The following is an 18,166-nucleotide window of genomic DNA, read 5'->3' on the forward strand; positions in this document are numbered from 1 at the left end:
CCGGCGCACCGCACTGCGACGATCTGCGGGATGACCACCACCCGCAGACACCTCACCCGCGACGACCTCGCCCCGCTCGCCCGCGCCGCGACCGGCCGCGCCCTCACCGGCGTCACCCGGCTCCGCGGTGGCAGCAAGAAGGGTGTCTACCGGCTGGCCCTCGACGACGGTACGACGGTCGTCGCCTACGTCTGGTCGCCGGACGAGGACTACTGGGACGCCGGCCCCTCCGACCCCCGCGACCCCTTCTCCGCCGGCAACGGTCCCGACGTGTTCACGGCCGCCCACGACCGGCTGGTCGCGGCCGGCGTGCGCACAGCCCGCCTCCTGCACGCCGACACCGCCATTGACGCCGTGGTCGTCGAGGACCTGCGGGGCGGCAGTCTGGAGGAGGCCCTGGAGCGGGACCCGGCCGCCGGTCGCGCCGCGCTGGAGCTGCTGGCCGCCGAACTCGGGGCTCTGCACGCGCAGGAGGGCCCCGCCTTCGGCAAGGTCGGCCTGGTCGACAACGGTGGTACCTCGTTGTCGGGTTCGGCCGCCCGGCGCATCACCGAGGGAGCCCTGCGCCACATCGAGCAGGCCGCCGTACGGGAGGAACGGATCGCCGTCGTACGGGAAGAGCTCGAGGAGACCGTCCGACGGCTCGCCGCAGCCGTCCGGCCTCGTGCCCGGCACAGTCTCGTCCACGGCGAACTCGGCGCCGACCACGTCCTGTTGGACGACCGGGGCAGGCCCGCCCTCATCGACATCGACGGGCTCATGTACTTCGACGTCGAGTGGGAGCACGTCTTCCTGCGCATCCGCTTCGGACCGCGGTACTACGACGTCCTGCGCGCCCCCGGTCTGGACGAGGACCGGATGAACCTCTACCGCCTCGCCATGCACGTGTCCCTGGTCGCCGGCCCCCTCCGCCTGATCGAGGGCGACTTCCCGAACCCGCACCGGATGCGGGAGATCGCGGAATCCAACCTGGTCAGGGTGCTGGAGCTCGTGGGACGATGATCCGTATGCACGACGTACTGGAGATCCTGGCCGTTCTGGTCCTGGCGATCGGAGCGGTGCTCTCCGTCGCTGCGATCACCACCGGGTGGATCATGCCGGGCCGCGGGCGGGCCAAGGTGCTGCGGCCCCGCGTGTGGGGCTACGGCACCCTGGCCGCCATGGCCGGGATCGGCACGTATCTGTTCGTCGGCCCGCTCCAGGGACCGGACATGGGCGACTTCCCGGTCGCGATGAGCGGCATGGCCGTGTTCGCCGTGGGGCTGTCCATCCAGCGGCAGGCCATGAAGCCGGCTAGGAAGACCTCCTCCTGATCTTCGATCCCAGCCACACCAGCGGGTCGTACTTGCGGTCGACCGCCCTTTCCTTCAGCGGAATCAGCGCGTTGTCCGTGATCTTGATGCCCTCGGGGCACACTTCCGTGCAGCACTTGGTGATGTTGCAGTAGCCGAGACCGTGCTCGTCCTGGGCCGTCTTCTTGCGGTCCAGGCCGGACTCCTCCGCCGCGTCCAGCGGATGCATGTCGAGCTCGGCGACCCGCATCAGGAAGCGCGGGCCCGCGAACGCCGTCTTGTTCTCCTCGTGGTCGCGCACGACATGGCAGGTGTCCTGGCACAGGAAGCACTCGATGCACTTGCGGAACTCCTGCGGGCGGTCCACGTCCTCCTGCATCATCCGGTACTCGCCGGGCCCGAGATCCGGCGGCGGCACGAACGCCGGGACCTCGCGGGCCTTCTGGTAGTTGAAGCCGACGTTCGTGACGAGATCGCGGACCACGGGAAAGGCCCGCAGCGGGGTCACGGTGATCGTCTCCTCCGGCGTGAACACCGACATGCGGGTCATGCACATCAGCCGGGGCCGCCCGTTGATCTCCGCCGAGCACGAACCGCACTTGCCCGCCTTGCAGTTCCAGCGGACGGCGAGATCGGGCGCCTGGGTGGCCTGGAGGCGATGGATGATGTCCAGCACCACCTCGCCGTCGTTGACCTCGACCTTGAAGTCCTCCAGGCCGCCGCCCTTCACATCACCGCGCCACACCTTGAAGTGGGCCGTGTAGCCGCTCATTCGTACAGCTCCTCTTCGGCGAGGTACTTGACCAGCTCCTCCTTGTCGAAGAGGGCGAGCAGGTCGGCGCGGATGGGGTCGGTGGTCTCACGGGTGAGGTCGATCTGGCCCCGGACCGGGTCCGTGGCCGCCAGCCCGCCCGTCGGGTCGGTCAGTCGGCACAACAGGTTGACGTTGCGCCACTCGCGGTCCATCCCCGGGTGGTCCTCGCGGGTGTGGCCCCCGCGCGACTCGGTCCGCTCCAGCGCGGCCCGCGCCACACACTCGCTGACCAGCAGCATGTTCCTGAGGTCCAGCGCGAGGTGCCAGCCCGGGTTGAACTGCCGGTGCCCTTCGACGCCGGCCCGCCGGGCCCGCACCCGAAGATCCCCGAGCTTCTCCAGGGCCTGCTCCATCTCGCCCTCGCGGCGGATGATGCCCACCAGGTCGTTCATCGCCTGCTGGAGCTCCTGGTGGAGGGTGTAGGGGTTCTCCGGAGGTCCTACGGCGGGCTCGGTGCCCTCCGCCGAGAACGGCCTGAGCGCCTCGGCCGCCGCCGCGTCGACCTGGACCTCGTCCACCGGTGGGCGGCTCTCGGCGAGCCCGGTCGCGTACTCGGCCGCGTGCCAGCCCGCCCGGCGCCCGAACACCAGCAGGTCGGAGAGGGAGTTGCCGCCGAGCCGGTTCGAGCCGTGCATGCCGCCCGCGACCTCACCGGCCGCGAACAGCCCCGGCACCCCGCGCGCCGCCGCCGTGTCCGACTCGACGGCGATGCCGCCCATCACGTAGTGGCAGGTCGGCCCGACCTCCATCGGCTCGGCCGTGATGTCGACGTCCGCCAGCTCCTTGAACTGGTGGTACATCGAGGGCAGCCGCCGCCGGATGACCTCCGCCGGCATCCGCGTCGACACGTCCAGGAAGACCCCGCCGTGCGGGGAGCCGCGGCCCGCCTTCACCTCGGAGTTGATGGCCCTGGCCACCTCGTCGCGGGGGAGCAGCTCCGGGGGACGCCGGTTGTTGTCCGGGTCCTCGTACCAGCGGTCGCCCTCCTCCTCCGACTCGGCGTACTTCTCCTTGAAGACGTCCGGGACGTAGTCGAACATGAACCGCTTGCCGTCGGCGTTCCTGAGCACTCCGCCGTCGCCGCGCACCGACTCGGTGACGAGGAGGCCCTTGACCGACGGCGGCCAGATCATGCCGGTCGGGTGGAACTGCACGAACTCCATGTTCAACAGGGGTGCGCCCGCGAGCAGGGCCAGTGCGTGGCCGTCGCCGGTGTACTCCCACGAGTTCGACGTCACCTTGAAGGACTTGCCGATGCCACCGGTCGCGATCACGACGGCCGGGGCTTCCAGGACGAGGAAACGGCCGGTCTCACGGTCGTAGGCGAAGACACCGGAGACGCGGCTCCCGTCCTTCAGGACCCTGGTGACCGTGCACTCCTGGTAGATCTTCAGACGCGACTCGTAGTCGCCGGTCTCCTTGTGGTCCTCCTGCTGGAGCGAGACGATCTTCTGCTGGAGTGTGCGGATCAGTTCGAGGCCCGTGCGGTCGCCGACATGGGCGAGGCGCGGGTACTCGTGGCCGCCGAAGTTGCGCTGCGAGATCCGGCCGTCCTTCGTACGGTCGAACAGGGCGCCCCAGGTCTCCAGCTCCCAGACCCGGTCCGGGGCCTCCTGGGCGTGCAGCTCGGCCATCCGCCACTGGTTGAGGAACTTTCCGCCGCGCATGGTGTCGCGGAAGTGGACCTGCCAGTTGTCGTTCGCGTTGGCGTTGCCCATGCTGGCCGCGATGCCGCCCTCGGCCATCACCGTGTGCGCCTTGCCGAACAGCGACTTGCAGATCACGGCGGTGCGGGCGCCGCGCTCGCGGGCCTCGATGGCGGCCCGCAGCCCGGCCCCTCCGGCGCCGACCACGACGACGTCCCATTCCTGCCGGTCGACCACGGACATCAGAAGGCACCTTCAATCTAGAAGAAACGCGGATCGTCGAAAGCACCGGAGGCGACCAGATACACATAGAAGTCGGCGAGCGCCACGCTCACCAGCGAGGCCCAGGCCAGCTGCATGTGCCGGGCGTTCAGCCTGCCCACGAACTGCCACGCCTTGTAGCGCGCGGGATGTTTGGAGAAGTGCTTCAGCTTGCCGCCGACGATGTGCCGGCAGGAGTGGCAGGAGAGGGTGTACGCCCAGATCAGCGCGATGTTGATCAGGAACACCAGGGTGCCGAGGCCCATGTGGCCCCACGCGTAGTGCTCGTCGCGGAAGGCGAGCACGGTGTCGTACGTCAGGATCCCGGCGACCACGATCGCGGCGTAGAAGAAGTACCGGTGGATGTTCTGCAGGATCAGCGGGAAGCGGGTCTCACCGGTGTACTTCTTGTGCGGCTCGGCCACCGCGCAGGCCGGCGGGGACGCCCAGAAGCCCCGGTAGTAGGCCTTGCGGTAGTAGTAGCAGGTCAGCCGGAAGCCGAGCGGGAAGATCAGGATGATGATCGCGGGCGAGATGCCCCACCAGCCGCCGAAGATCTCCCAGTTGGGGCCGTGGCGCATGGGCGCGCAGCGCTCGGCGAGGCAGGGGGAGTAGAACGGCGAGACGTACGGGGCCGCGTAGTAGTCCGTGCCGGCGAACGCCCGCCAGGTCGAGTACACGATGAAGGCGAGCAGCCCGGCGGCCGTGGCCGCCGGCGCCAGCCACCAGCGGTCGGTGCGCAGGTGCGGGGCGTCGATCGCGGCGCGCGTACCGGCGCGTACGCCGCCGCTCACGGGATGGGATTCGGTGTCGGGGGGTTCCGTACCAGTGGCCAACGCTTGACTCCGGTCGGGATCAGGGGGCTCGGCGGTCGCGGGCGCCGAGTCCCTCGTCGTCCGAGTCCGTCCACAGGGTGTTGTCGTACGGGGTGTCGGAGATGGAGACGAGATCCGGGCGGCGGGCCTTGGCCAGCGCCGGGTCGGTCTCCCTCAGCAGGGCGAGGCTCTCGCGCAGGCGGTCGGTGTCGATCCGCACCCGGCGCATCTCCAGACCGCCGCTGCCCAGCTGCTGCTCCAGGCGCTTGACGTACCTGAGCACCTCGTCGAGCGAGCGCTGGGCCGCTGCCAGTTCGTCGTTCACGGACATGACGTGACCTCACTTCCGTGGGCGGGGTTGCCCTGGACGGGAACGGTCATGCGCCTGCGAGTGTTGCGCGTCACACCTGCCGGTGTGAAGGGACGTGCACCGATTGGCGGATCGTGAGCCTCCGTGCGCGCCCCTCGTGCGCCGTCGATTGCGCCGCACGGGTGGGCTTCCCGGCTGTCGTCGCCGTGTCGCCGTCCGTTGCCGAACCCTTTCCTCTTCAGTGGCCGCATACATGTGATCAGCTCCATATACCGCCAAAAGTGATCATAACGCCCGCGGCTCCCGGAGGTAAGCAGAGATGTCCCACAACGGCGTCGCCCTGCGCGCGGTCACGCGCTCGGTCGGCTTCCTCATCGCGGGCGCGCTCGCGGTCACCGCGCTGTCCGGGTGCACTTCCGAGGACAAGGCGAGCAAGCCGCTCGCGGAGCAGGACATCGCGCCCGCCGCCCGCGACCTGGTCGCCGACGGCGGCACCCTGCACTGGGCGGTGGACGCCGTCCCCGAGACCCTGAACACCTTCCAGGCGGACGCCGACGCGACCACCACCACCGTCGCCCAGGCGGTTCTGCCCTCGATGTACCGGCTGGACGCGAACGGGCGGCCGCAGGTCGACGCCGACTACCTGGAGTCGGCCAAGGTCGTCGAGACCGAGCCCAAGCAGGTCGTGCTGTACAAGCTGAACCAGCAGGCCGTGTGGAGCGACGGCCGGGAGATCGGCGCCGCCGACTTCGCCGCCCAGTGGCGCGCCCTGTCCGGCAAGGACTCCGCGTACTGGACCGCCCGCAACGCCGGCTACGAGCGCATCGACAGGATCGAGCGCGGGGCCAGCGACCTGGAGGTCAAGGTCACCTTCGCGCGGCCGTACGCCGACTGGCGCTCGCTGTTCTCGCCGCTGTACCCGAAGGACGTCATGGGCACCCCGGACTCCTTCAACGACTCCGCCCGCAAGAAGCTCAAGACCACCGCCGGTCCCTTCCAGGTGAAGAAGGTCGACCGCAAGGGCGACGAGATCACCCTCACCCGCAATCCGCGCTGGTGGGGGCACCCCGCCAAGCTGAACGAGATCGTGCTGCGCGCCGTTCCGCGCGACAAGCGGGCCACCGAACTGGCCGCCGGCTCGATCGAGCTCGCCGAGGTCGACCCCGAGGCACTCGGCCGCATCAGCCTCGCCGCCCGCGCGAGAGCCACCTCCGGCAGCAGCCCGCTCGCGGGCCCCGACGGGCTCCACGGCCGCCGCTCCGGCAGCAACCTGAAAGCCGCCGACGCGCTGCGCTCCTGGGCCCTCGCCCACGGGGACGACGAGGAGGCCGCCGACGAGGAGCTCAGCGCCCGGCAGAAGGAGCGCAGGGCGCTCGCCGCGTACGCGCGTGAGCAGGCGGCGCTGAAGGGCTTCGAGGTCCGCAGATCCCTGGAGCCCGCCTACACCCAGCTCGCCCTCAACGGCGCCTCGGGTCCGCTCGCCGACGAGCGGGTGCGCCGGGCCGTGGCCCGCGCCATCGACCGCAAGGCGCTGGCCGCCGTCGTCCTCTCCCCGCTCGGGCTGCCCGCCGTGCCGGTCGGCAGTCACCTCGCGCTCTCCGGCCAGGACGCCTACGCCGACAACAGCGGCGCGCTCGGCGGCCAGGACACCAAGGAGGCCCGGGCACTTCTCGCGGACGCCGGGTGGGTGCCCGGGGGCCCGGTGGAGAAGGAGAAGAAGAAGAAGGGCGAGAAGGCGGCGGGGACCGAGGGCAGGAAGGCCGGCCGCAACTCCGCGGACGGGGACGACGGGACGTACATCGTCGGCGAGGACGACAAGAGCGACGACAAGGACCCCAAGGACCACCGCAGCGGCGGCGACGGCCCGCGGCACCTCGCCCAGGACGGCAAGCAGTACGCGAACAGGCTGAAGCAGGGCGGCGCGCCGGGAGCATACGCCCCCAAGGGCACCGCGGCTCCGGCGGACGCGGCGACGAAGGTGCTGGCCAAGAACGGCAAGGCGCTCGCCCTGCGGTTCGTACTCCCGTCGGGACCGGGCTCCGAGACGCTGCGCACGGTGGCCGGACGGATCTCCGCGATGCTGGCGAAGGTCGGCATCCGGACCCAGATCTCCAAGGTCTCCGACGAGAGCTACTTCAAGGACCACATCGCGTCCGGGCAGTACGACCTCGCGCTGTACTCCTGGCCCGCGTCCGCCTTCCCCGCCACCGACGCCCGCCCGATCTTCGCGAAGCCGGTGCCGGCCGCCGACGGGTCGCTGAAAGTCGAGCAGAACTACACCCGGGTCGGCACGGACCAGGTGGACCAGCTCTTCGACCAGGCCGTGGCCACGCTCGACGAGGGCAAGAGCCGGAGCCTGATCCGCAAGGCCGACTCCCGGATCTGGGCCGCCGCGGGATCCATCCCGCTGTATCAGCGGCCCCAGCTGACGGCCGCGAAGAAGAACCTGGTGAACGCCGGTTCCTTCGGATTCCAGACGCCGGTCTACGAGGACATGGGCTTCCTGAAGAAGGGCGCGAAGCCGGCGGCCGGCCCCACCGCTCACTGAGCCCGGCGAGCCCCTACCCGGGAGGCAACGTACGATGGGGTGAGGCCGTGGCATGTTGAGCCCGGCAGGCCCGCGTCACACGGACGTTCGTAGCAGGGCCTTCTCACCACTTGGGAGTACGCCGCAATATGGCCACGCGCCACGACATCCGCAATGTCGCCATCGTCGCTCACGTCGACCACGGCAAGACGACTCTTGTCGACGCCATGCTGAAGCAGGCAGGCGCCTTCGCCGCGCACGCCGCCGAATCGCTCGACGACCGCATGATGGACTCGAACGACCTGGAGCGTGAGAAGGGCATCACGATCCTGGCCAAGAACACGGCCGTGAAGTACCACCCCAAGGATGGCGGCGACGTCATCACCATCAACATCATCGACACCCCGGGCCACGCCGACTTCGGTGGCGAGGTCGAACGCGGTCTGTCGATGGTGGACGCGGTCGTGCTGCTGGTCGACGCCTCCGAGGGCCCGCTGCCGCAGACCCGCTTCGTGCTGCGCAAGGCACTGCAGGCCCGCCTGCCCGTCATCCTGTGCATCAACAAGACGGACCGCCCCGACTCGCGCATCGACGAGGTCGTGAACGAGGCGTACGACCTCTTCCTCGACCTCGACGCCGACGAGGAGCAGATCGAGTTCCCGATCGTCTACGCGTGTGCGCGGGACGGCGTGGCCTCGCTGACCAAGCCCGAGGACGGCACGGTCCCGCAGGACAGCGACAGCCTGGAGCCGTTCTTCTCCACGATCCTCTCGCACGTCCCGGCCCCGGAGTTCGACACCGAGGCCCCGCTCCAGGCGCACGTCACCAACCTGGACGCCGACAACTTCCTCGGCCGTATCGCGCTGCTGCGCGTCGAGCAGGGTGAGCTGCGCAAGGGCCAGACCGTCACGTGGATCAAGCGCGACGGCACCATGTCCAACGTGCGTATCACCGAGCTGCTGATGACCGAGGCGCTCACCCGCAAGCCCGCCGAGAAGGCGGGCCCCGGTGACATCTGTGCCGTCGCCGGTATCCCGGACATCATGATCGGCGAGACCCTCGCCGACCCCGAGAACCCGATCCCGCTGCCGCTCATCACGGTCGACGAGCCGGCGATCTCGATGACCATCGGTACCAACACCTCGCCGCTGGTCGGCCGCGGTGGCACCGGCAAGGGCGCGGAGAACAAGGCCGTGGTCAAGGACCGCAAGGTCACGGCCCGTCAGGTCAAGGACCGCCTGGACCGCGAGCTGGTCGGCAACGTCTCGCTCCGCGTGCTCGACACCGAGCGCCCGGACGCCTGGGAGGTGCAGGGCCGTGGTGAGCTGGCCCTGGCGATCCTGGTCGAGCAGATGCGCCGTGAGGGCTTCGAGCTGACCATCGGCAAGCCGCAGGTGGTCACCAAGGAGGTCGAGGGCAAGGTCTACGAGCCCGTCGAGCGCATGACCATCGACGTGCCCGAGGAGCACATGGGCGCGGTCACGCAGCTCATGGGTGTCCGCAAGGGCCGGATGGACAACATGTCCAACCACGGCTCCGGCTGGGTGCGCATGGAGTTCGTCGTCCCCTCCCGCGGCCTCATCGGCTTCCGGACCGAGTTCCTGACCGGCACCCGCGGCACGGGTATCGCCCACTCCATCCACGAGGGCCACGAGCCGTGGTTCGGCACGCTGACGACCCGTAACAACGGCTCGCTGGTCGCCGACCGCGCCGGTGCCGTCACCGCCTTCGCGATGACGAACCTCCAGGAGCGCGGTGTGCTGTTCGTCGACCCCGGCACCGAGGTGTACGAGGGCATGATCGTCGGCGAGAACTCGCGCTCCGACGACATGGACGTGAACATCACCAAGGAGAAGAAGCTCACCAACATGCGGTCGTCCTCGGCCGACTCGTTCGAGGCGATCGTCCCGCCGCGCAAGCTCTCCCTGGAGCAGTCCCTGGAGTTCTGCCGCGACGACGAGTGCGTCGAGGTGACCCCGGAGGCGGTCCGTATCCGCAAGGTGAACCTGGACGCCCGCGAGCGCGCCCGCGCCGCGAGCCGCGCCAAGAACGGCTGACCCGACCGCCGGCGACTGTCGGCAGCCCGGTTCTCCGGCACTCGGGGAACCGGGCCTTCGGTGTGCCCGCGAAAGCCTGTCCGCGATCCATGAGACAGCGTTCGGATATCGGTAAGCGGCCGATCGTGTTTCGGACATGTGAACCGAAATCCATTGTGGTATGTCCGTTTTGACGGTCTGTCGGCTCGCGTGTCAAGCGCGACCAGGTGTCAATCTTTGCAATTTTTCCTCAAAATATTGCCGGTAGGGAGATCCCTATGTCTTCCGCCCTTGACGCGCGTTGAACACTTTGGCGAAAGTTCCCCCAAACCACAGAACCTGCCGGTATCTGTGCTGCGCTCAACTCTCCAACCCCCCGGGGGAAGTACACATGACCAGTCCTGCCAAGGCCGGAGGCTCCGCGCCGTCGCTCGCCTTGGACCCCGAGCTCGAGTCGAACCCGGAGCCCGTCAAGGGCAAGGAGCTTGTCGGTCGTTCCCCCGGCCAGCTGATGTGGATCCGCTTCAAGCGGGACCGTGCCGGAGTGATCTCGGCGTGCATCGTGGTCTTCTTCTTCGCCGTCGGCGTGCTCGCGCCGGTCATCTCGAAGCTGTACGGCAACGACCCGTACACGGTGTTCGCCGATGAGCGCCCCGAGTTGTTCGACAGCGCGGGTGTACCGCTGCAACCGAACGGCGGTATCAGCAGCGAGTTCTGGTTCGGCCTCGAACCGGGCAACGGTTACGACGTCTTCACGAAGCTGCTGTACGGCATCAGGAACTCGCTGGGCATCTCGGTCGCGGTCACGATCGCCACGGTGCTCACTGGCATCCTCCTCGGTGTCATGGCGGGGTACCTCGGTGGCAAGGTCGACTTCGCCATCAGCCGACTCGTCGACTTCTTGCTGGCCTTCCCCTCGCAGCTCTTCTTCATCGCGAGCATGCCGGTCGTGGTCTCGCTCTTCGTGGACCCGAGGGACGAGACGCCGGTCTACGTCCGGGTGGTTGCTCTGATCGCCGTGCAGTGGGTGCTGGGTTGGATGAGCCTGGCCCGTATCCTGCGTGGCACCACGCTCGCCCTCGCAGGGCGCGAGTTCATCGAAGCGGCCAAGGTGAGCGGGGCTTCTCCCTGGCGGGTCATTCGCAAGGAGATCCTGCCCAACGTGGTCACGCCGATCCTGGTGCAGTCCACGTACATGCTCCCTGCCTTCGTCACCGCCGAAGCCGGCCTGTCGTTCCTCGGCGTGGGAATCGTCGAGCCGACGCCCGACTGGGGACAGATGTTCTCCAAGGCTTCGACCGAACTCGTGATGCAGAACGACATCACCTACATGTTCTTCCCGGGCATCTCCATGATCATCTTCATCGTGGCGTTCAACCTGCTCGGGGACTCGGTCCGTGACGCCTTCGATCCCAAGACGGCTCGCTGACCGAACGGGAATGGGCGTCCTCGCCCGAACCATCCGGGGCAGTTCCTCGTCCCCGGGGGGGCACTTCATTTCATCGCACTCGTGACACATGGATGGTGGGAAACCAAGTGATGGACAAGGGTGGACGCCGCGCGTACGCCGCTATTTCCCTGCTTGCGGCCGGAGCGCTTGCGCTCACCGGCTGCAGCGGGGGCGGCAGCAAGAATGGCACCGGCGATCAGAAGGACACGGAGAACGCCAAGCGGCAGCAGTCCTCCATAGACTTCGGCGACGCACAGGCTTCGATCGGCCCGGCCGCAGAGGTTCCGGGTGCCAAGCCCGGTGGCACGGTGACGGTGCTGCAGAGAGACAGCTACGCGCACCTGGACCCGGCTCAGATCTACGTCTCCGACGAGGGCTCCCTGTCCTCGATCCTTCACCGGGGACTGACTGGCTACAAGGCCACCAGCAACGACGGTGCCAAGCACGAGGTCGTCGGTGACCTGGCCACCGACAGCGGTACGACCACGGACGGCGGCAAGACCTGGAAGTACACGCTGAAGGACGGCGTCAAGTGGGCCGACGGTACGCCGATCACCTCGGCTGACCTCCGCCAGACGTTTGAGCGGCTCTTCGCTCCGTTCGTCTCCAACGGCCCGACCTACATCCAGCAGTGGCTGGCGAACACCCCGGGTACCGAGTACCGCAAGCTCCTCAAGGACGGCCCCTACAAGGGCAAGCACCTGCCTGACAGCATCCTTTCGACGCCGGACGACAAGACCATCGTCTTCAAGTTCAAGGAGCCGAAGCCCGACCTGCCCTACGCGCTCGCCATGGCGGGCTACTCCATCGTCTCCAAGGCGAAGGACACGCAGGTCAAGTACGACAAGGCCCCGATGACGGCTGGTCCGTACAAGATCGCGGACTTCAAGTCGGGCAAGTCGATGACGCTGGTCAAGAACACCAACTGGGACCCGAAGTCGGACCCGATCCGTCACCAGTACGTCAACCAGTTCAACATCCTCTTCAACAAGCAGTTCGAGGACTCCACCAAGGCGTTGCTCGACGGCTCCGGCGCCAACGCCACCTCGATCAGCTTCAACAACCAGGTCGACGCGGGCAACCTGTCCAAGGTGCTCGGCGACGCGGCCCTGAAGAGCCGTGTGGTCTCTGGCTACCAGCCGTACGTCGGCCAGATGAACATCAACCTCTCCCAGCCGGAGATGCAGGACAAGAAGGTCCGTGAGGCCATCGCTTACGCGCTGCCCGTCTCGCCCTTCGTCCGCGCCTATGGCGGCGCTCAGGCCATGGAGGTCGCTGGTGGTCTGATCAGCCCGACCGTCTCCGGCTACAACGCCGGCTTCGACCCGTTCGGCAAGAAGAAGAAGCCTGCCGGTGACCCCGCGAAGGCCAAGCAGCTGCTCAAGGAAGCCGGCAAGGAAGGCATGAAGCTGACCTTCGGCTACATCAACACCCCTGAGGGACAGCAGTACTCCACCGCTATGGCGGCTGGTCTTCAGAAGGCCGGCTTCAACGTCCAGCGCCAGGAGATCCCGGCCGAGACCTACTACGACCAGGTCAGCAAGGTCAAGAACAACTACGACATCTTCCACACCGCGTGGGGTGCCGACTGGCCGAGCGCTTCGACCGTGATCCCGCCGCTGTACGACGGTCGTGCGATCCAGGACGGTTCCTCGAACTACTCGCACATCAACGACAAGAAGGTCAACGCAGACATCGACCGGATCAACAAGATCACGGACCCGATCAAGGCTGCGGAGGAGTGGAACAAGGTCAACGAGTACATCGTCAAGGATGTCGTCTCCAACATCCCGACGGCGTACTACAAGCAGACCCAGATCGCGGGGCCGAAGGTCGGTGGCCTTGTGTACGACGACGTCCTCGGTGGCGTCGACCCGCGCAGGCTGTTCGTGAAGTAACTCCGCCCCACCCCCGAAGGCGTTCGGGGACGCCCCGTCTCACACGACGGGGCGTCCCCCGGCCCGCATCGGCTTCCCACGTCCGAAAGCTGCTTCCTGATGCTGCGCTTCATCCTCCGCCGGACTCTCGGCGCCGCCGTGATCCTGGTCCTGCTGACCGTGGTCGCCTTCTTGCTCTTCTTCGGCATGCCACGTGATCCGGCGCTGCTGATGTGCGGCAAGACATGTACCCCCGACGCCCTGGCCAATATCCACAGGACGCTGGGTATCGATAAATCGATTCCCGAGCAGTTCTGGATTTTCTTGCACGGCTTGGTTGCGGGGCGTAACGACTTCGCTCAGGGCCCCTGCCCTGCGCCTTGCTTCGGCTACTCGTACCACACGAATGAGAACGTCTGGTCGACTCTGATCGACCGCCTGCCGACCACGGTGTCCCTCGCCATCGGCGCCGCAGTCCTCTTCCTGGTCGTCGGCCTCGGCTCGGGCATGATCGCCGCCTGGAAGCGCGGTACGGTCATTGACAAGACCTTCACCGCGGGTGCGATGGTGCTCAGTTCGATGCAGATCTACTTCCTCGGTCCGCTCGTGCTTGCCATTGTCGTCTTCCAGACACACCTGATGGACGAGCCCGATTACGTGCCCTTCACCCACACCCCAGTTGCCTGGTTCACCGGACTGATCATCCCGTGGGCGGTGCTTTCGACGATCTTCGCGGCCCAGTACACACGTATGGCGCGTTCGTCGATGATCGAGCAGCTCCAGGAAGAGCACGTGCGGACGGCGCGTGCCAAGGGCATGTCCCGGCGTTACGTCTTCTTCCGCTATGCCTGGCGCGGCTCCCTCATCCCGATCGTGACGATCTTCGGCATCGACATCGGTTCTCTGCTGGGTGGTGCGATCATCACCGAGTACACCTTCGGGCTGCCAGGTCTTGGCCGGCTGGCTGTGGAGGCGGTGAACTTCAGTGATCTACCCCTGCTGCTCGGCGTGATGCTGTTCTCGGCCGCCATGATCCTTCTGTTCAACATCATCGTCGACGCCTGCTATGCGTTCATCGACCCGCGCGTGCGGCTGTCCTAGGAGCTTTCTGTGACCACTGTGACCAAGGAAGCGGGGGCTCCTGTCTCGGCCGATGCCGGGGCCTTCCTCTCGGTGCGGGACCTGCGCGTACGGTTCAAGACAGAGGACGGCATCGTCAAGGCCGTTGACGGGCTCAGTTTCGACTTGGAGCGCGGCAAGACGCTGGGCATCGTGGGCGAGTCGGGTTCCGGCAAGTCGGTGACGAACCTGACCATCCTCGGCCTCCACAACCGGCAGTTCGCCAATATCGACGGTGAGATCCTGCTGGATGGCCAGGAGCTGATCACTGCTCGTGAGGGCGAGCTGGAAAAGCTTCGCGGCAACAAGATGGCGATGATCTTCCAGGACCCGCTGACGGCGCTTTCGCCGTACTACACGGTGGGCCGACAGCTGTCCGAGCCGTACATGAAGCACATGGGTGCCTCCAAGAGGGAGGCGAAGGACCGGGCCGTCCAGATGCTGGAGAAGGTCGGCATCCCACAGCCCAAGGCGCGCTTCGACGACTACCCGCATCAGTTCTCCGGCGGTATGCGTCAGCGGGCGATGATCGCCATGGCGCTGATGTGCGACCCGGAGCTGCTGATCGCCGACGAGCCGACCACCGCTCTGGACGTCACGGTGCAGGCCCAGATCCTGGACCTGCTCAAGGACCTCCAGCAGGAGTTCGGCTCCGCGATCGTCTTCATCACCCACGACCTGGGCGTCATCTCCAACATGGCCGATGACCTGCTGGTGATGTACGCGGGCCGGGCCGTGGAGCGCGGCAGCGTGCGTGAGGTCATGCGGGCGCCCCGGCACCCGTACACCTGGGGTCTGCTCAGCTCCATGCCGCGGCTGGACAGCGACGTCAACGAGGAGCTCGTGCCGATTCCGGGCTCCCCGCCCTCGCTCCTCACCCCGCCCTCCGGCTGCCCCTTCCACCCGCGGTGCGCCTTCAAGAGCGAGGTGCCGGGGACGCTGTGCACCGACTCTCGCCCGACGCTGGCCGAGGGCCGTGCCTCTGCCTGTCATCTGACGGCGGAGCAGAAACAGACCATCTTCATCGACAAGATCCAGCCCCGGCTGCGCTAGGGAGAACCGAGACATGAGCGACAACCTCACCCTCCCGGCACAGAAGGGCTCGACCGACACCGCCGCGCGCGAGACGCTGCTTCAGGTCGAAGGGCTGACCAAGCACTTCCCGATCTACGGTGGCTTCCCGATCAAACGGAAAGTCGGCGCGGTGCAGGCCGTGGACGGCATCGACCTGACCGTCGGCGTCGGAGAGAGCGTCGGTCTGGTCGGCGAGTCCGGCTGTGGCAAGTCGACGACCGGCCGGCTCATCACCCGCCTCCTCGAGCCGACCAGCGGAAAGATCACGTACTCGGGTCAGGACATCACGCACGCCTCCCGCAAGCAGTTGGCGCCGGTGCGGTCCGAGATCCAGATGATTTTCCAGGACCCGTACTCCTCGCTCAATCCGCGCCAGACCGTCGGCACGATCATCAAGTCGCCGATGGAGGTCAACGGGATCGAGCCGGAGGGCGGCCGGGAGAAGAAGGTCCGGGAGCTCCTCGAGCTCGTCGGCCTCAACCCGGAGCACTACAACCGCTTCCCGCACGAGTTCTCCGGCGGTCAGCGCCAGCGCATCGGCGTGGCCCGCGCGCTCGCCCTGAACCCCAAGCTGATCGTGGCGGACGAGCCGGTCTCCGCGCTGGACGTGTCCATCCAGGCGCAGGTGGTCAACCTGCTCAAGAAGGTTCAGGACGAGCTCGGCATCGCCTTCCTGTTCATCGCCCACGACCTGGCCGTCGTACGGCACTTCTCGCAGCGCGTCGCGGTGATGTACCTGGGCAAGGTGGTCGAGGTCGGTGACCGGGACTCGATCTACAACCGGCCTCGCCATCCGTACACCCATGCTCTGCTCTCCGCGGTTCCAGAGGTATCGATCGACGGCGAGGGTGACGATCGCAAGCGCATCCGTCTCTTCGGTGACGTCCCGTCGCCGATCGCGCCTCCGTCCGGCTGCCGTTTCCGGACCCGGTGCTGGAAGGCGCAGGACAAGTGCGCGACCGAGGAGCCGCCGCTGGTCCAGATTTCCGGAAACCGGGGCGGTCACCTGACGGCCTGCCACTTCCCGGAGAACCCGACCGCTGATGCCGGTGAAGCGGACGTCATCCTGGACCCGGCGCTGAAGGCCCTGGAGGACGCGGCGTCCCAGGAGGCACCGGCCAAGGACTGACGACTGCGGTACGACCCTCGACCGGGGGCGGAGGCGAACTGCCTCCGCCCCCGGTCGTCGTGTGCCCCCGGCGCGCCACCCCTCCCCGCCCCCAAAGGCCTACCCAGGCGTGCGAAGTGCCCTCATTGATCCGATATTGGCCGGTAACGGATCAGTCTTGAGGAGGCACTCCATGCGTGGAGCCACGCACGCCACATGGGCCGCTTGCGCGGTCGCGGTAGCCCTCGCGGCGACGGCCTGCGGCAGCGGGGGCAGCGGCAGCGGCAGCGGCGGTGACGGCGGCGCCGTGCTGAGCTCCTCGTGGGGCGACCCGCAGAACCCGCTGGAGCCGGCCAACACCAACGAGGTGCAGGGCGGCAAGGTCCTCGACATGATCTTCCGCAGCCTGAAGAAGTACAACCCGGAGACCGGCAAGGCCGAGGACATGCTCTCCGAGAAGATCGACACGAGCGACTCGCAGAACTTCACGGTCACCGTCAAGGACGGCTGGACCTTCAGCAACGGCGAGAAGGTCACCGCCCAGTCGTTCGTGGACGCCTGGAACTACGGGGCGAGCCTCAAGAACAACCAGAAGAACGCCTACTTCTTCGGCTACATCGACGGCTACGACAAGACCCACCCCGACGACGGCAGCAAGCAGACCGCCGACACCCTCTCCGGACTGAAGGTCACCGGCCCGAGGACCTTCACCGTCAAGCTCAACCAGAAGTTCTCGACCTTCCCCGACACCCTCGGCTACCCGGCCTACGCGCCGCTCCCGCAGGCCTTCTTCAAGGACCACGCCGGCTGGCTGAAGAAGCCGGTCGGCAACGGGCCGTACACCATCGACTCGTACACCAAGGGCTCCCAGATGGCCCTGAAGAAGTGGGACGGCTACCCCGGCCCCGACAAGGCCCAGAACGGCGGCGTGACCCTCAAGGTCTACACCGACAACAACACCGCCTACACCGACCTCATGGCCGGCAACCTCGACCTCGTCGACGACGTCCCGGCCGCCCAGCTCAAGAACGTCAAGAACGACCTCGGCGGCCGCTACATCAACACCCCGGCCGGAATCATCCAGACCCTCGCCTTCCCGTTCTACGACAAGAACTGGAACAAGGCCGGGACGGAGAAGGTCCGCACGGGCCTGTCCCGCGCGATCGACCGTGACCAGATCACCAAGACCATCTTCCAGAAGACCCGCACTCCCGCCACCGACTGGACCTCCCCGGTCCTCGGCAAGGAGGGCGGCTTCCAGGACGGACTGTGCGGGGACGCCTGCGTCTACGACCCCGCCGCCGCCAAGAAGCTCATCAAGGAGGGCGGCGGGCTCCCCGGCGGCCAGATCAAGATCACGTACAACGCGGACACCGGCTCCCACAAGCAGTGGATCGACGCCGTCTGCAACTCCATCAACAACGCGCTCGGCAACGACAAGGCCTGCGTCGGCAACCCCGTCGGCACCTTCGCCGACTTCCGCAGCCAGATCACCGCGAAGAAGATGAGCGGCCCATTCCGGGCGGGCTGGCAGATGGACTACCCGCTCATCCAGAACTTCCTCCAGCCGCTCTACTACACCAACGCCTCCTCCAACGACGGCAAGTGGTCCAACAAGGACTTCGACAAGCTCGTGAACGAGGCCAACGCCGAGACCGACACCACCAAGGCCATCCAGAAGTTCCAGGACGCCGAGAAGGCCGTACGGGACAACATGGCCGCCATCCCGCTCTGGTACCAGAACGGCAGCGCGGGCTACTCGGAGCGGCTCTCGAACGTGAAGCTCAACCCCTTCAGCGTCCCCGTCTACAACGAGATCAAGGTCGGCTGACCCCGC

Annotated in this window: 14 protein-coding genes; 10 read left to right on the top strand and 4 right to left on the bottom strand. The window is 67.3% G+C overall.

From position 1 onward, the window contains the following. Positions 1–30 precede the first annotated feature (30 nt). Both ACIRP7_RS18035 and ACIRP7_RS18040 read left to right on the top strand, forming a co-directional pair. Positions 31–1,002 carry a phosphotransferase gene (locus tag ACIRP7_RS18035; protein ID WP_403659945.1) on the top strand — a complete coding sequence of 324 codons (972 nt, stop codon included), beginning with the start codon at positions 31–33 and terminating at the stop codon, positions 1,000–1,002. A 5-nt stretch (positions 1,003–1,007) separates the two neighbouring features. Then, entirely contained in the window at positions 1,008–1,313 is a 306-nt protein-coding gene (locus ACIRP7_RS18040) for a hypothetical protein (protein ID WP_403659948.1), read from the top strand. Here ACIRP7_RS18040 and ACIRP7_RS18045 read toward each other — a convergent pair. The 4 genes from ACIRP7_RS18045 to ACIRP7_RS18060 are packed head-to-tail and all read right to left on the bottom strand — an operon-like array spanning position 1,294 to position 5,159. Next, positions 1,294–2,064: a succinate dehydrogenase/fumarate reductase iron-sulfur subunit gene (locus tag ACIRP7_RS18045; protein ID WP_403659951.1), complete on the bottom strand. Its 771-nt coding sequence runs from the start codon at positions 2,062–2,064 to the stop codon at positions 1,294–1,296. The genes ACIRP7_RS18040 and ACIRP7_RS18045 overlap by 20 nt on opposite strands. After that, a complete protein-coding gene (locus ACIRP7_RS18050; RefSeq protein WP_403659954.1) occupies positions 2,061–3,995 on the bottom strand; it encodes a fumarate reductase/succinate dehydrogenase flavoprotein subunit in 1,935 nt (644 codons plus the stop codon). The genes ACIRP7_RS18045 and ACIRP7_RS18050 overlap by 4 nt, the downstream gene beginning before the upstream one ends. Positions 3,996–4,012: 17 nt before the next feature. Continuing rightward, positions 4,013–4,849, bottom strand: a complete 837-nt coding sequence (locus ACIRP7_RS18055; protein ID WP_403659957.1) for a hypothetical protein — start codon at positions 4,847–4,849, stop codon at positions 4,013–4,015. Positions 4,850–4,868: 19 nt separating this feature from the next. Further along, entirely contained in the window at positions 4,869–5,159 is a 291-nt protein-coding gene (locus ACIRP7_RS18060) for a hypothetical protein (protein WP_352390353.1), read from the bottom strand. Positions 5,160–5,457: 298 nt separating this feature from the next. Between ACIRP7_RS18060 and ACIRP7_RS18065 the strand changes: the two genes are divergently transcribed. From ACIRP7_RS18065 to ACIRP7_RS18100, 8 genes are all read left to right on the top strand, one after another. After that, positions 5,458–7,686, top strand: a complete 2,229-nt coding sequence (locus ACIRP7_RS18065) for an ABC transporter family substrate-binding protein (RefSeq protein ID WP_403659960.1) — start codon at positions 5,458–5,460, stop codon at positions 7,684–7,686. A gap of 128 nt (positions 7,687–7,814) precedes the next feature. After that, positions 7,815–9,722 carry a translational GTPase TypA gene (typA, locus tag ACIRP7_RS18070; RefSeq protein ID WP_403659963.1) on the top strand — a complete coding sequence of 636 codons (1,908 nt, stop codon included), beginning with the start codon at positions 7,815–7,817 and terminating at the stop codon, positions 9,720–9,722. Between the two features lie 370 nt (positions 9,723–10,092). Continuing rightward, positions 10,093–11,130 carry an ABC transporter permease gene (locus ACIRP7_RS18075; protein WP_403659966.1) on the top strand — a complete coding sequence of 346 codons (1,038 nt, stop codon included), beginning with the start codon at positions 10,093–10,095 and terminating at the stop codon, positions 11,128–11,130. 110 nt (positions 11,131–11,240) lie between these two features. Further along, positions 11,241–13,049 (top strand): ABC transporter substrate-binding protein, encoded by a 1,809-nt coding sequence (locus ACIRP7_RS18080; RefSeq protein WP_403659969.1) that lies wholly within the window; start codon positions 11,241–11,243, stop codon positions 13,047–13,049. A 99-nt stretch (positions 13,050–13,148) separates the two neighbouring features. After that, positions 13,149–14,129 (top strand): ABC transporter permease, encoded by a 981-nt coding sequence (locus tag ACIRP7_RS18085; protein ID WP_403659972.1) that lies wholly within the window; start codon positions 13,149–13,151, stop codon positions 14,127–14,129. Positions 14,130–14,138: 9 nt separating this feature from the next. Further along, positions 14,139–15,200 carry an ABC transporter ATP-binding protein gene (locus ACIRP7_RS18090; protein WP_403659975.1) on the top strand — a complete coding sequence of 354 codons (1,062 nt, stop codon included), beginning with the start codon at positions 14,139–14,141 and terminating at the stop codon, positions 15,198–15,200. Positions 15,201–15,213: 13 nt separating this feature from the next. Next, on the top strand, positions 15,214–16,350 hold the full coding sequence (locus ACIRP7_RS18095) for an ABC transporter ATP-binding protein (protein ID WP_403659978.1): 1,137 nt from the start codon (positions 15,214–15,216) through the stop codon (positions 16,348–16,350). A gap of 172 nt (positions 16,351–16,522) precedes the next feature. Next, entirely contained in the window at positions 16,523–18,160 is a 1,638-nt protein-coding gene (locus tag ACIRP7_RS18100; protein ID WP_403659981.1) for an ABC transporter substrate-binding protein, read from the top strand. Positions 18,161–18,166: the final 6 nt, after the last annotated feature.

This window comes from Streptomyces sp. NPDC102270, from assembly GCF_044766405.1.
Lineage (GTDB): Bacteria > Actinomycetota > Actinomycetes > Streptomycetales > Streptomycetaceae > Streptomyces.